A 13425-nucleotide genomic window follows, 5' to 3' on the forward strand; every position below is an offset into this window, starting at 1 on the left:
GGCCTCGGACGGTTCCGGGGGTGATCAGCCCTTGCGGGCCTTGATCTCCTCGGTCAGCTGCGGCACGACGTCGAACAGGTCGCCGACGACGCCGAAGTCGACCAGCTCGAAGATCGGGGCCTCGGCGTCCTTGTTGACGGCCACGATGGTCTTCGAGGTCTGCATGCCCGCGCGGTGCTGGATCGCGCCGGAGATGCCGTTGGCGATGTACAGCTGCGGCGAGACCGACTTGCCGGTCTGGCCGACCTGGTTGGTGTGCGGGTACCAGCCGGCGTCGACCGCGGCACGCGAGGCGCCGACGGCCGCGCCGAGCGAGTCGGCGAGCGCCTCGATGATCGAGAAGTTCTCCGCGCCGTTGACACCGCGGCCGCCGGAGACGACGATCGCGGCCTCGGTCAGCTCCGGGCGGCCGGTCGACTCGCGCGGCGTGCGGCCGGTGACCTTGGTGCCGGTGGCCTGCGCGGAGAAGGTGACGCTCAGGGACTCGACCGCGCCGGCGGCCGGGGCCGCCTCCACGGCGGCCGAGTTCGGCTTGACCGTGATGACCGGGGTGCCCTTGGAGACGCGGGACTTGGTGGTGTAACCGGCGGCGAACACCGACTGGGTGGCCACCGGGCCCTCGTCGCCGGCCTCGAGGTCGACGGCGTCGGTGATGATGCCGGAGCCGATGCGCAGCGCCAGGCGGGCGGCGATCTCCTTGCCCTCGGCGGAGGAGGGGACCAGGACGGCGGCCGGGGAGACGGCCTCGTGGGCGGCCTGGAGGGCGTCGACCTTCGGAACGACCAGGTAGTCGGCGTACTCGGCGGCCTCGTGGGTGAGGACCTTGACCGCGCCGTGCTCGGCGAGCGTGGCGACGGTGTCGCCGGCGCCGTTGCCCAGCGCCACGGCGACCGGCTCGCCGATGCGGCGGGCGAGGGTCAGCAGCTCCAGGGTCGGCTTGCGGACGGCGCCGTCCACGTGGTCGACGTAGACGAGAACTTCAGCCATGGGACTTCTTCTCTCCTGCTTGCGAAGTATGAGGGGCGGGAAGCGAGCCGTGCCTTGCGGCTCAGATGAACTTCTGGCTCGCAAGGAACTCGGCGAGCTGCTTGCCGCCCTCGCCCTCGTCCTTGACGATCGTGCCCGCGGTGCGGGCCGGACGCTCGGTCGCCGACTCGACGACCGTGTAGGCGTTCTCCAGGCCGACCTCGTCGGCGTCGATGTCGAGGTCGGAGAGGTCCCAGGACTCCACCGGCTTCTTCTTGGCCGCCATGATGCCCTTGAACGACGGGTAACGGGCCTCGCCCGACTGGTCGGTGACCGACACGACCGCGGGGAGGGACGCCTCGAGCTGCTCGGAGGCGGCGTCGCCGTCACGGCGGCCGGTGACCTTGCCGTCCTCGACGGACACCTCGGACAGCAGCGTCACCTGCGGCACGCCCAGGCGCTCCGCGAGCAGCGCCGGGACGACGCCCATGGTGCCGTCGGTGGAGGCCATGCCGGAGACGACCAGGTCGTAACCCGCCTTCTCGACGGCCTTGGCCAGCACCAGGGAGGTGCCGATGGCGTCCGTGCCGTGCAGGTCGTCGTCCTCGACGTGAATGGCCTTGTCGGCGCCCATGGACAGCGCCTTGCGCAGCGCGTCCTTGGCGTCCTCGGGGCCCACGGTCAGGACGGTGACCTCGACGTCGTCGTCGGAGTTCTCCGCGATCTGCAGCGCCTGCTCCACCGCGTACTCGTCCAGCTCGGAGAGCAGACCGTCCACGTCGTCACGGTCGACGGTCAGGTCATCGGCGAAGTGCCGGTCGCCAGTGGCGTCGGGCACGTACTTCACAGTGACAACGATCCTCAAGCTCACGCCGGCTCTCCTACTGCATCGTCATTTCTGGCTGCCTGCCTGCAGGCAGCATAGGCGCCTCAAGCGGGCGGTCCCGGTCGGGGCGACCCACGCTCCGACCGAAATATTACTCGTCAGTACACTCAGTTCCTGCCCGCTAAGCAAGCGCTTTGAACTGTGACCTTCGCAACGCAGCGTAACCGGAACTCTCCCGGCCCGCGACCGAGGTCCCCGCCCTCAGTCGGGCAGCCCGCTGAAGCGTCCCTGGTGGTAGACGAGGGGACGGCCGTGGCCCGTGGGATCGCCGAGCAGCACCTCGGCGACCACGATCCGGTGGTCGCCCGCGGGCACCCGCGCCGTCACCCGGCACACCATCCAGGCGGGCACGCCGTCCAGCACCGGCACCCCCTCCGGCCCCTCCCGCCACGCCGTGCCCGGACCGAAGCGGTCGGCGCCCCGGCGCGCGAAGGTGGCCGCGAGGTCCTGCTGGTGCTCGCCCAGCAGGTGCACGCCCACGTGATCGGTGTCCGCGATCACGGGCCAGCTGGAACTGCCCGTGGACACGCCGAAGGACAGCATCGGCGGCTCCGCGGACACGGAGGCGAGGGAGGTGGCGGTGAAGCCGACCGGACCGGAACGGCCGCGCGCCGTGACCACCGCGACCCCCGCCGGGTGCCGGCGGAAGACGGAGCGCAGCAGGTCGGGCGAGGCGGGCCGGGCGGCGCCGAGGTCGGACGTGGCCGTCATGAAACAGTCCTTCTGGGAGGGGTCACGAGCGGATGCGCGGCTGCTCACCGGCCCGGCCGCGACGCGCGCGGGACGCGGGCGTCGGCCGGGAGGGGGCCGGGTACCCGGCGGCGGCGAGGGAGTCCCGACGACCCCGACGACAAGCTGTCAGGCTGACGACAACGCGCGCGCAGCGTCAAGCGGGCCCCCGTGGATGGGAGATGTCTCACCATGATCGCGACGGCCTCACAGCGCCGCGCCCAGGGCGGCGATCACGTCGGCCTTGCGCGGCTGCCCGGCCGCGCGCCGCACCTCCCGGCCGTCCGCGTCGAGGACCAGCACGGTCGGGGTGCGCTCGACGCCCAGACGCCGTACGAGGTCCAGACGGGCCTCGGCGTCGATCTCGACGTGAGTCACGCCCGGCACCATGTCCGCGACCTCGCCGAGCACACGGCGGGTGGCCCGGCAGGGCGCGCAGAAGGCGCTGGAGAACTGCACCAGGGTGGCGCGCTCGCCCAGCCCCGCGCCGAGTTCCGCCGCGAGACCGGTGCGCGCTCCGCCGTCGGAGCCGGAGCCGGCGTCGGTGCCGGTGCCCGACCGTCCCGTGTCGTCACTGCCTCGCACTCGCCGCTCCCGCCACCCTGGATGTCACGTCCAACGCCTCCAGCGCCCCAGAGACCCCGGACATTCCCGCCCGCGCCGCGAAAGTCGAGGTGGATCGACGGAACGTGACGAGAATCTCCGCGCCGGACGGGCACCGGGGCTGGTTCACCGGCCGTTCTTGGGGCAGCATCAGCGACAGGCCGTAAACCTACGGCTGCGTAACTTCGACTGGGAGACCCCCTTCCCAGGCAGAGAAGGAAGGGTTTCGACCCGCCCATGGCAGAACTTGTCTACCGGCCCGTGATCGGCTTCGCCCGCACCCTGTTCAAGGTGTGGGACCTCAAGATCGATTGCCAGGGGTCGGAGAACATCCCGCGCTCGGGCGGCGCCGTGCTGGTGAGCAATCACATCAGCTATCTCGACTTCGTCTTCAACGGACTGGCGGCGCTGCCGCAGAAGCGGCTCGTCCGCTTCATGGCCAAGGAGTCGGTGTTCCGCCACCGCGTCTCCGGCCCGCTGATGCGCGGCATGAAGCACATCCCGGTCGACCGCACGCAGGGTGAGGCCGCCTACGAGCACGCGCTGCGCTCGCTGCGGTCCGGGGAGATCGTGGGCGTCTTCCCCGAGGCGACGATCTCCCCGTCCTTCACGCTGAAGAGTTTCAAGTCCGGGGCCGCGCGCATGGCCCAGGAGGCGGGCGTCCCGCTGATCCCGATGGCGGTGTGGGGCACGCAGCGGCTGTGGACCAAGGGCCACCCGCGCAACTTCAAGCGCAGCCACACCCCGATCACCATCCGCGTGGGCGAGGCGATCGAGGCGTCCAAGGACAAGTACGCGGGCGCGATCACCCGTCAGCTGCGCGAGCGCGTGCAGGAGTTGCTGGAGGCGGCGCAGCGGGCGTACCCGGTGCGGCCGAAGAGCCAGAACGACACCTGGTGGATGCCGGCCCACCTCGGCGGCACGGCCCCCACCCCCGAGCAGGTCCGCGAGGCGGAGGCCCGCTGAGGTCCCGTGCCCAGGTCCCGGGTGGCCGTGCTCACGCACGGACGCCCGGGACCTGTCGCGTTTCCGCCGCGCGCCGAGCGGGGCTCCCCGGCCGTGCGCCTCAGAGCGCGGTGGGGAGCGTGCGCCACAGCTGCGCCCGGTCGGTGGCGTCGCGCAGGGCGCGCAGGACGGCCGGGTGCGGTGCGGCATACAGGACCGGGTGGTCGCTCTCGCCGGACGCGGGGTCGGGGGTGAAGGCCAGTCGCTCGCCGTCGAGGGAGAACCGCGCGTCCACCCCGGGCTTGTTGCCGCGCGGGTCCTGGCGGTGCCAGGCGCCGTTGAACCGCACGGCGACCAGACCGTGCACCACGCCGAGGTGCTGGTAACAGAGCGCGGTCGGGATGTCCTCGGCGCGCAGCAGCGCGGCCAGGGTGTGGGACTTGGCGTAGCAGATGCCGGTGCCCTGCTCCAGTACGTCGGAGGCGCGCCAGGTCACGCGGGGGTCGTCGGCGTCCTGCGAGTGCGTGATGCGGTCGCGCACGTACATGAAGGCCACTCGCGCATACTCATACGAGTCATGGACGTCGGCGGCCAGGCGCGCGGACACCTCCCGGACCTGCGGATGGTGGTGGTCGATCGCCTCGTCGGCGGCCAAGTAGGCGGAGAGGTCCGGGTTTTCCTGGATGAGCTGCATGGCGCCGGAGCATAGGCAAGCGACCGGACGACAGTCAATGACTTTTCGACCGGCCGCATACCTATGCAATGCTCGACGGGCGCCTAGTGGGCCATCTCCTCCTTGAGGGCGGCCACGAAGCGGTCCACGTCGTCCTCGGTGGTGTCGAAGGCGCACATCCAGCGGACGTCGCCCGCGGCCTCGTCCCAGAAGTAGAAGCGGAAGCGCTTCTGCAGCCGCTCGCTCACGTCGTGCGGCAGCCGCGCGAACACGGCGTTGGCCTGCACCGGGTAGAGGATCTCCACGCCGTGCACCGCGCGCACGCCCTCGGCGAGACGCTGGGCCATCTCGTTGGCGTGCCGGGCGTTGCGCAGCCACAGGTCCCGGGCGAGCAGGGCCTCCAGCTGCACGGACACGAAGCGCATCTTGGAGGCGAGCTGCATGGACAGCTTGCGCAGGTGCCTCATGTGCTTGATGCCGTCCGGGTCCAGCACCACGACCGCCTCGCCGAACAGCGCGCCGTTCTTGGTGCCGCCCAGCGAGAGCAGGTCGACGCCCACCGCGTTGGTGAAGGTGCGCAGCGGCACGTCCAGCGTGGCGGCGGCGTTCGCCAGCCGGGAGCCGTCGACGTGCACCTTCATGCCGTGCGCGTGGGCGTGCTCGCAGATCGCCCGGATCTCGTCCGGGGTGTAGACGGTGCCCAGCTCGGTCGCCTGGGCGAGGGAGACGACCTGCGGCATGGCCCGGTGCTCGTCGTCCCAGCCGTACGCCTGCCGGTCGATGAGCTCCGGGGTGAGCTTGCCGTCCGGGGTGGGCACCGTGAGCAGCTTGATGCCGCCGACCCGCTCCGGGGCGCCGCCCTCGTCCACGTTGATGTGGGCGCTCTCCGCGCAGATCACCGCGCCCCAGCGGTCGGTGACCGCCTGGAGCGCGACGACGTTGGCGCCGGTGCCGTTGAACACCGGGAACGCCTCGGCGGTGGGGCCGAAGTGGCTGCGGATCACCTGCTGGAGGTTCTCGGTGTACGCGTCCTCGCCGTACGCGACCTGGTGCCCGCCGTTGGCCAGGGCCAGGGCGGCGAGCACCTCCGGGTGAGCGCCTGCGTAGTTGTCGCTGGCGAAACCGCGGACGTCCGGGTCGTGATGACGACGCGCGTCGGTCCTCGGCGGGTTCACGGCTTCTCGGTCAGCCACAGACGGTTTCCGTTCACTTCCGCGGCGGGCTTGTCCCAGACGCCGACGATGGACTCGGCCAGGTCCTTGACGTCCGTGAAGCCCGCGAACTTCGCGTTGGGGCGGTCGGCGCGCATCGCGTCGTGCACCAACGCCTTCACCACCAGGATGGCAGCAGCCGAAGTCGGCCCCTGCTCGCCCCCGGCCTTGCGGAAGTAGTCGGCCATGGCCAGCGTCCACGCCTCGGCGGCGGCCTTGCCCGCGGCGTAGGCGGCGTTGCCCGCGGTGGGCCTGGTGGCGCCGGCCGCGCTGATCAGGACGTACCGGCCGCGGTCGCTGCGCTGGAGCGCCTCGTGGAAGGCGAGCGTGGTGTGCTGCACGGTGCGCACCAGCAGCAGCTCCAGGAAGTCCCAGTCGTCCAGGCTGGTCTTGGTGAACGTCTCGCTGCCGCGCCAGCCGCCGACGAGGTGGACCAGGCCGTCGACGCGGCCGAACTCCTTCTCGGTGCGGGCGGCCCAGTCACGAGTCGACTCCAGGTCGAGCAGGTCGACCGTCTCGCCGGTGACGGTGGCGCCGCCGTGCGCGTAGCGCGCCGCGTCCACGGCGGACGCGAGGCGCTCCGGGTCGTTGTCCGAGCCGACGACTGTGGCCCCCGCCTCGGCGAGCCTGAGCAGCGCCGCGCGTCCCGCGGGCCCGCCCGCGCCGGCCACCGCGATCACCGCGCCTTCGAGCGCCCCGTTCCCCATGGTTCTCGCCTCCTGAGCAGTGGTGTGGACGAGATCGCTCACGCGGCGACCCGCTCGGCGCCGTCCGCCGTGATGCCCTTGGTCGAGGCGATCACGTTCTTCAGCTTCTTGGACAGTGCCTCATAGAACATGCTCAGCGGAAACTCGTCCGGAAGCACGTCATCGACGAGTTTCCGCGGCGGCAGCGACAGGTCGAGGGCCTCGGGGCCCTTGGCCCACCTGGAGCCGGGGTGCGGGGAGAGGTAGCGGGAGACCAGCTCGTAGCCGGCGAACCAGTGGACGAGCTTGGGGCGGTCGATGCCGTCGCGGTACAGCGTCTCGATCTCCGCGCACAGCTCGTTGGTGACCTGCGGGGCGCGCTCCCAGTCGATGGAGAGCTTGTTGTCGGTCCAGCGGACGACGTCGTGCTTGTGCAGGTAGGCGAAGAGCAGCTGGCCGCCGAGGCCGTCGTAGTTGCGCACCCGCTCGCCGGTCACCGGGAAGCGGAACATGCGGTCGAAGATGACCGCGACCTGCACGTCACGGGCCTGCGGGACGCCCTCGCCGGCCAGCTTCACGGCCTCCTTGAAGGCGGTGAGGTCGCAGCGCAGCTCCTCCAGGCCGTACATCCAGAACGGCTGGCGCTGCTTGATCATGAAGGGGTCGAACGGCAGGTCGCCGTGGCTGTGCGTGCGGTCGTGGATCATGTCCCACAGCACGAAGGCCTCTTCGCAGCGCTTCTGGTCGTGGACCATGGCGGCGACGTCCTCGGGCAGTTCGAGGCCGAGGATGTCGACGGCGGCCTCGGTGACCCGGCGGAAGCGGGCGGCCTCGCGGTCGCAGAAGATGGCGCCCCAGGTGAAGCGCTCGGGGGCCTCGCGCACGGCGATGGTCTCCGGGAAGAGCACCGCGGAGTTGGTGTCGTAGCCCGCGGTGAAGTCCTCGAAGGTGATGCCGCAGAACAGCGGGTTGTCGTAGCGGGTGCGCTCCAGCTCGGCCAGCCAGTCGGGCCAGACCATGCGGAACACGACCGCCTCGAGGTTGCGGTCCGGGTTGCCGTTCTGCGTGTACATCGGGAAGACGACCAGGTGCTGGAGGCCGTCCTCGCGGTGCGCGGCGGGCGCGAAGGCCAGCAGCGAGTCGAGGAAGTCGGGCACCTCGAAGCCGCCCTCGGCCCAGCGGGCCAGGTCCTTGCCCAGGGCCTCGTGATACGCGCGGTCGTGCGGGAGCAGCGGGGACAGTTCACCGACCGCGTCGGTCACGGCGCGCACGGCGCGCTCCGCGTCGGCACGCGACGGGGCGCCCTCGGCGTCGAAGTCGATCGAGCCGTCCTTGGACTGCCAGGGCCGGATCCGCTCCACGGCATCCTTGAGCACGGGCCATGCCGGGTGCTCCACCACCCTGGTCGTCGAAGGAACCCGCTCCCCCGAAGCCTGCTGCACAAGAATTTCCGTCATGTCCCATCCTCCACAGGAGAACCTTGCGTACGCCTGACCGTATACACAGGGCGTTTCTCCCAGCAAGGGGTACCTCAGGAAATTATCCTGCCTCACCCGGGGCGTCACCGCATTTTTTCCTGTGGGTTACCCCGTACGGCGGCGCTCCATGCGTTCCGGGTTCAGCCTCTGGACGCCGGGGGCAGAGGCGATACGGTCCCAGAGGGCCGTAGGGACGCGGCCCCCCGCCGCCGTCGACGGAAGCGAGTCGGATCTTGAACTTCCTCACCATCGGTCACCGCGGAGTCATGGGCGTCGAGCCCGAGAACACCCTCCGGTCCTTCGTCGCCGCCCAGGAGGCCGGGCTCGACGTCATCGAACTGGACCTGCATCTGAGCAAGGACGGCGCGCTCGTGGTGATGCACGACGCGCGCGTGGACCGCACCACGGACGGCACGGGTGCCATCGCCGACAAGACCCTCGACGAACTGCGTGCCCTGGACGCCGGGCGCGGCGAGCGCGTGCCTCTCTTCGTGGAGGTGCTGGACGCGGTGCGGACGCCGCTCCAGGCGGAGATCAAGGACGTCCGGGCGGCCCGGGCGCTGGCCGAGGTGATGCACGACCGGGGACTGACCGACCGCGTGGAGGTCGCGTCCTTCCACGACGAGGCGATCGCCGAGATCGCCCGGCTGGTGCCCGGGGTGCGCACGGCGCTCGTGGCCGGCCGCTACGGCACGGACGTGGTGGACCGGGCGGTGGCCGTCGGCGCCTCGCGGCTGTGCCTCGACATCCGCCGGATCACGCTGGAGATCGTGGAGCACGCCCGCAAGGCGGACCTGTCGGTGTTCGGCTGGGTGGTCAACACCCAGGACCACCTGCGGCTGGTGCGGGCGCTGGAACTGGACGGGGCGACCACCGACTACCCGGAGATCAAACGTACCGGCCGTTTCACCGCGTAGCCCCCGGACGCCGTGCGACGGTCAGGCCAGCTCCTTCACGAGCAGCTCGAACTCCAGGTCGTCGCGCTGCGGGATGCCGAAGCGCTCGTCGCCGTACGGGAACGGCGTGGTCCGTCCCGTACGGCGGTAGCCGCGCCGCTCGTACCAGGCGATCAGGTCCTCGCGCACGGAGATCACCGTCATGTGCATCTCGGTCACGCCCCAGCCCTCGCGGGCCTGGCGCTCCGCCTCCGCGATGACGGTGCGGCCGAGCCCCGCGCCCTGGAGGGCGGGGCTGACCGCGAACATCCCGAAGTAGGCGTGCTCGCCGCGGTGTTCGAGCTGGCAGCAGGCCACGATCCGGCCCTCGCGCTCCACGGTGAGCAGCCGGCTGTCCGGCGCCTTGACGACCTCCAGCACGCCCTCGCGGTCGGTGCGCTGCCCGTGCAGGATGTCCGCCTCGGTGGTCCACCCGGCGCGGCTGGACTCCCCCCGGTAGGCCGACTCGATCAGCTCGACGAGCGCGTCCACATCGGCGTCGGTGGCATCGCGGAAGGTCAGTACGGCGTCGGCGGCGGTTCCCATGGCGCGGTCCCTCGATTCGTGTGCGTCTTCCTCGGCGTGGCCGGGACGGCCCGAGATTAACGCGCCCCGGCCGGGCCCTGAAGGCGCGGTCCACGCTCCGGACGGCGGGTCGGCGGCGGCGCCCGTCCCCTCCCCCTACGCTCGGCCGCATGGTGCATGTACTCAGCAGCCGTGTCCTGCTCCGCCCCTCCGACCCCGAACGCTCCCGCGACTTCTACGGCCGCCGGCTCGGGCTCGCCGTCCACCGCGAGTTCGGCACCGGTCCGGAGCGCGGCACCGTGTACTTCCTCGGCGGCGGCTTCCTGGAGCTCTCGGGCCGCGCGGAGGCGGCTCCGGCGGGCTCCCCCGACGTCCGGCTGTGGCTCCAGGTGGCGGACGCCGAGGCGGCGCGGGAGGAACTGACCGGGCGCGGCGTGGAGATCGTCCGCCCTCCGGTGAAGGAGCCGTGGGGCCTGATCGAGATGTGGATCGAGGACCCGGACGGCACGCCGATCGTGCTCGTCGAGATCCCGGAGGAGCACCCGCTGCGGTACCGGCCGGGCCTGTAGGGGTTCCGGGGGACGGGGAGACGGAGTCGTCCCTACGCGCGCAGGGCGCCCAGCCGCCCCTCCAGCTGGGCCAGCAGCCCGCCGAGCAGCCCCGCGAGATCGCCCAGCTCCCCGTGGTCCAGCCCGGACAGCACCGCGTTCTCGTACGCGAGCTGCGACGGCAGGATGCCGTCCACCAGCTCACGGCCCGCGTCGGTGAGGCGCACGTGCGCCACCCTGCGGTCCCTGGTGTCCCCACGGCGTTCCACCAGCCCCCGCTCCGTGAGCTGCTTCAGCCGCTTGGTGACGGCGGCGCCCGAGGAGAACGTCTCGCGGGCCAGCTCGCTGGGCGTCAGCTCGTGCCCCGTGCGGCGCAGCGCGCCGAGCAGGTCGAACTCCGGGCGGGTGAGCCCCGCCCGGCGCAGCGGGGCGTCCTCGGCCTGCTGGAAGAGGGCCGCGCAGCGGTTGATACGGCCGATGACCTCCATGGGACCGGTGTCGAGGCCGGGGTGGACCGCCCGCCACTGCCGGACGACCTCGGCGACGGTGTCACGCCCGGGGGCGGACGCATCCGTGGTGCTCGAGGTGTGCGGCGTGCCGGCGCCGTCGCCGGCCGATGGCCCTTGGGTCGCCGTCATGGCGATGCGTCCTCCGTGTGCGTGTGCGTGCTGGTACCGGGGTCCGGGAGGAGTCCCTGGCGTCGTACCGTCGCCGCGAGCGTACGGTGCGCCGCCTGCTCGGCGAGCACCACCCGTTCCTGGGGCAGCGCGCGCTGCCACCATTCTCCGGCCGCGGCGTCGGTGGTCGCGCGCAGGTCGACGACGGCGGCGGCGAGTCCGCGGCGGGCGGCCTCCAGGGCGGCGGGGGTGGCCGCGGGCCCGGCCGCCAGGCGGGCGGCGTGCTCGCGGGCCCGGTCGACGTCGGTCAGCGCCCGCTCGACCCGCCGGCCTGCCCGCCGGTCGGTGACGGCCACGGCGGCGGCGAAGCCGACCAGGGCGCCGACGAGGGTGTCCACGACCCGGCCGGTGACCAGCTCGCCGGTCGGCTGGTGGCCGGGCAGCTCGGTGACCAGCAGCGCCAGTGGGGTCACGCAGACGCTGCCGAGCCAGTAGTTGCGCCCGATGAGCGCCTCGGCGCCGAAGTTGCAGGCGAGGATGCACAGCACGAGGGCGAGCGGCCCGAGCTGGGCGACCGGGGCGACGACCGCGAAGAGCAGCACGCCGACGACGTTGCCGACAACCCGCTGCACGGCCCTGCTCCAGGTGAGCGTGACGTTGGCCTGGTAGAGGGACGCGGCGGTGACGAGCGCCCAGGAGGGCCGGTCGGCCCCGAGGGCGAGGGCGGCGTAACCGGCGAGCGCACAGCCGAGAGCGGTACGGAGGGCGACGGGGGCAAGCGCCTCGAGCCGCCTCCACAGCGGACGCGGCGGGACGTCACGCTCGGCGTCGACCCCCAGAAGCTCGTCCCGCTCGGCGGGCGGGAGGTCGCGGGTTGTGGGCGGGATGCCGCCGGTCCTGGGCGGGATCTCGCCGGTCCCATGCAGGCCGTCGCCGATCGTGCCCGGGCCGACGCCGGTCGTGCGCAGGCGGTCGCCCTGCGGACCCGGACGGTCGTCCTCGGGTACGTGACCATGCTGGTGTGGCCGGTGATGTTCCTGATCGAGTCCGGCTACTTCCTCAGCCGGGGCGTGGTCGCGGCCGGCCGGGTGACGGCGCTGCTGCGGATCCAGCCGCCGCCGGACGCGGCCACCGCCGACCCGCCGGCGGAGCCGACGCGGATCACCGGCCTCCCGGCGCGGACCATCCCCCATCGGGGGCGGACCGTCGCCCACCGGGAGCGAGTCGCCGCCTGCCCGGCGCAGGCCGTGGACCTCCCGGCGCGGGCCGTCCGCGGTCGGGCGCGGACGGTCGCCCACCCGGCGCGGGTCACCGTCGCCACGACGCGGGCCGTCGCCCACCCCGCGCGAACCCAAGTCGTCCCGACACACCCCATCGCCCACCCGGCGCGGGTCACCGTCAGCCCGACGCGGGCCGCCGCCCACCCCGCACGAACCCTCGTCGCCCCGACACACCCCGTCGCCCACCCGGCGCAGGTCACCGTCACCCCGACGCAGGCCGCCGCCCACCCCGCACGAACCCTCGTCGCCCCGACGCACCCCGTCGCCCACCCGGCGCAGGTCACCGGCACCCCGACGCAGGCCGCCGCCCACCCCGCGCGAACCCAAGTCGTCCCGACACACCCCATCGCCCACCCGGCGCGGATCGTCCGTGCACGGCACACGGCCCGTGCCGCGTACGGCGCGGGCCCAGGTGCGCAGGAGGGCGGGGTCGGCGTCCGCGGGGGCGGCCAGGGCGACCTCGGCGCGGACGACGAGGCGTTCCAGGGCGCCGCGGGTCGTGGAGGGGCGGTCCCCTGCCGCGAGGAGGGTCTGCCAGGCCGCGTGCACGGCGGCGTACGCGGCGGACCGGGCGGCGGCGGCCCCCTCACCGCCGCGCGCCGTGGCGGCGGCGTACGCGGCGGCCGCGTTCAGGGCCTGGGCGGTGGCCCGGCGTTCCGGGCCGTGAGGGCGGAGCGGGGCAGGGGCCATGCCGACCAGCCAGGCCCACGCGCCGGCCGCCGCGGCGAGCGCGAGGTGGCCGGGAATCTGGCCGAGGGTCTGCGGGACGAACAGTGTGGCAGAGCTGACGAACGTCAAGATCACGTGCGCGGGCGGCCCGACACGCGTGGCGTCGCACACCGCCTTCTGCACGGCGGCCAGCAGGGCGCCGACGGTGACCAGCACGACGGCGTCACGGGTGAGCGAGGCGGCGACCAGGGCCACGGCGAGGCCGCCCAGCATCCCGAGGATCACCCACGCCAGCGCCTTGGCCCGAGCGGCGTACGGGCGGTTGTGGGCGTACAGGGCGCACAGGGACCCGGCCATGGTGTACGCGGCGAGGTCGAGGCGGCCCAGTGCCACCAGGAGCAGGCTGGGCGGGGCGACGGCGGCGACCACGCTGAGCGCGGGTTTGAACCAGACGTCGGAGGGTCGCCCGAGGCGCAGCGCGCCGACGACGGGGAGGCGCCGGACCCGCGTGGGGGTGGCATCGCTGGTCCTGCTCATACAGGCAAGGTTAACAGGTGTTTTACACGCTAAATAATTCTTCACCGACCCGCCCGCGCCCCCGCAAGCCCCCCGCGTACCCCCTCGCGCTCGCGTACACGCCGTCGGGCCCGGGCATCCCCTGACCGTCCGGTGGA

At 72.7% G+C, this 13425-nt stretch carries 14 protein-coding genes; 3 read left to right on the forward strand and 11 right to left on the reverse strand.

The features are described 5' to 3' along the window. Positions 1–24 precede the first annotated feature (24 nt). The 4 genes from ACFOSY_RS21890 to ACFOSY_RS21905 all read right to left on the reverse strand — a co-directional run bounded on the left by ACFOSY_RS21890 (position 25) and on the right by ACFOSY_RS21905 (position 3166). Entirely contained in the window at positions 25–987 is a 963-nt protein-coding gene (locus ACFOSY_RS21890) for an electron transfer flavoprotein subunit alpha/FixB family protein (protein WP_394309477.1), read from the reverse strand. 61 nt (positions 988–1048) lie between these two features. Then, entirely contained in the window at positions 1049–1837 is a 789-nt protein-coding gene (locus tag ACFOSY_RS21895; RefSeq protein WP_394309478.1) for an electron transfer flavoprotein subunit beta/FixA family protein, read from the reverse strand. Between the two features lie 216 nt (positions 1838–2053). Further along, positions 2054–2563, reverse strand: a complete 510-nt coding sequence (locus ACFOSY_RS21900; protein WP_394309479.1) for a flavin reductase family protein — start codon at positions 2561–2563, stop codon at positions 2054–2056. Positions 2564–2788: 225 nt separating this feature from the next. Next, positions 2789–3166 (reverse strand): TlpA family protein disulfide reductase, encoded by a 378-nt coding sequence (locus ACFOSY_RS21905; RefSeq protein WP_394309481.1) that lies wholly within the window; start codon positions 3164–3166, stop codon positions 2789–2791. A 255-nt stretch (positions 3167–3421) separates the two neighbouring features. Here ACFOSY_RS21905 and ACFOSY_RS21910 point away from each other — a divergent pair, with 255 nt between their 5' ends. Next, positions 3422–4150 carry a lysophospholipid acyltransferase family protein gene (locus ACFOSY_RS21910; protein ID WP_394309483.1) on the forward strand — a complete coding sequence of 243 codons (729 nt, stop codon included), beginning with the start codon at positions 3422–3424 and terminating at the stop codon, positions 4148–4150. Positions 4151–4250: 100 nt separating this feature from the next. Here the strand turns inward: ACFOSY_RS21910 and ACFOSY_RS21915 are convergent, their stop codons facing one another. The 4 genes from ACFOSY_RS21915 to ACFOSY_RS21930 form a co-directional block, all read right to left on the reverse strand. Continuing rightward, the gene (locus ACFOSY_RS21915) at positions 4251–4823 is read right to left on the reverse strand and encodes a transglutaminase-like domain-containing protein (protein WP_394309485.1); all 573 of its coding nucleotides are present in this window, start codon (positions 4821–4823) and stop codon (positions 4251–4253) included. 83 nt (positions 4824–4906) lie between these two features. Next, positions 4907–5977, reverse strand: coding sequence for a threonine aldolase family protein (locus tag ACFOSY_RS21920; protein ID WP_394309882.1), 1071 nt, complete (start codon positions 5975–5977; stop codon positions 4907–4909). Next, positions 5974–6720, reverse strand: a complete 747-nt coding sequence (locus ACFOSY_RS21925) for an SDR family NAD(P)-dependent oxidoreductase (protein ID WP_394309884.1) — start codon at positions 6718–6720, stop codon at positions 5974–5976. The genes ACFOSY_RS21920 and ACFOSY_RS21925 overlap by 4 nt, the downstream gene beginning before the upstream one ends. A 38-nt stretch (positions 6721–6758) precedes the next feature. Then, positions 6759–8156: a DUF6421 family protein gene (locus tag ACFOSY_RS21930; protein WP_394309488.1), complete on the reverse strand. Its 1398-nt coding sequence runs from the start codon at positions 8154–8156 to the stop codon at positions 6759–6761. 254 nt (positions 8157–8410) lie between these two features. On the opposite strand from ACFOSY_RS21930, the gene ACFOSY_RS21935 reads away from it, so the two are divergent. After that, entirely contained in the window at positions 8411–9094 is a 684-nt protein-coding gene (locus ACFOSY_RS21935; RefSeq protein ID WP_394309490.1) for a glycerophosphodiester phosphodiesterase, read from the forward strand. A gap of 21 nt (positions 9095–9115) precedes the next feature. Here the strand turns inward: ACFOSY_RS21935 and ACFOSY_RS21940 are convergent, their stop codons facing one another. Continuing rightward, positions 9116–9658 carry a GNAT family N-acetyltransferase gene (locus tag ACFOSY_RS21940; RefSeq protein ID WP_394309493.1) on the reverse strand — a complete coding sequence of 181 codons (543 nt, stop codon included), beginning with the start codon at positions 9656–9658 and terminating at the stop codon, positions 9116–9118. 149 nt (positions 9659–9807) lie between these two features. Between ACFOSY_RS21940 and ACFOSY_RS21945 the strand changes: the two genes are divergently transcribed. Beyond that, positions 9808–10206, forward strand: coding sequence for a VOC family protein (locus ACFOSY_RS21945; protein ID WP_394309495.1), 399 nt, complete (start codon positions 9808–9810; stop codon positions 10204–10206). Positions 10207–10238: 32 nt separating this feature from the next. Here ACFOSY_RS21945 and ACFOSY_RS21950 read toward each other — a convergent pair whose 3' ends face one another. Both ACFOSY_RS21950 and ACFOSY_RS21955 read right to left on the reverse strand, forming a co-directional pair. Further along, the gene (locus tag ACFOSY_RS21950) at positions 10239–10823 is read right to left on the reverse strand and encodes a MarR family winged helix-turn-helix transcriptional regulator (protein ID WP_394309497.1); all 585 of its coding nucleotides are present in this window, start codon (positions 10821–10823) and stop codon (positions 10239–10241) included. Continuing rightward, complete coding sequence (locus tag ACFOSY_RS21955; protein ID WP_394309499.1) at positions 10820–13288, reverse strand: FUSC family protein; 2469 nt, start codon at positions 13286–13288, stop codon at positions 10820–10822. The genes ACFOSY_RS21950 and ACFOSY_RS21955 overlap by 4 nt, the downstream gene beginning before the upstream one ends. Between the last annotated feature and the right edge of the window lie 137 nt (positions 13289–13425).

The sequence above is a fragment of the Streptomyces lusitanus genome, from assembly GCF_042647945.1.
In the GTDB taxonomy this organism is placed as follows: domain Bacteria; phylum Actinomycetota; class Actinomycetes; order Streptomycetales; family Streptomycetaceae; genus Streptomyces; species Streptomyces pseudogriseolus.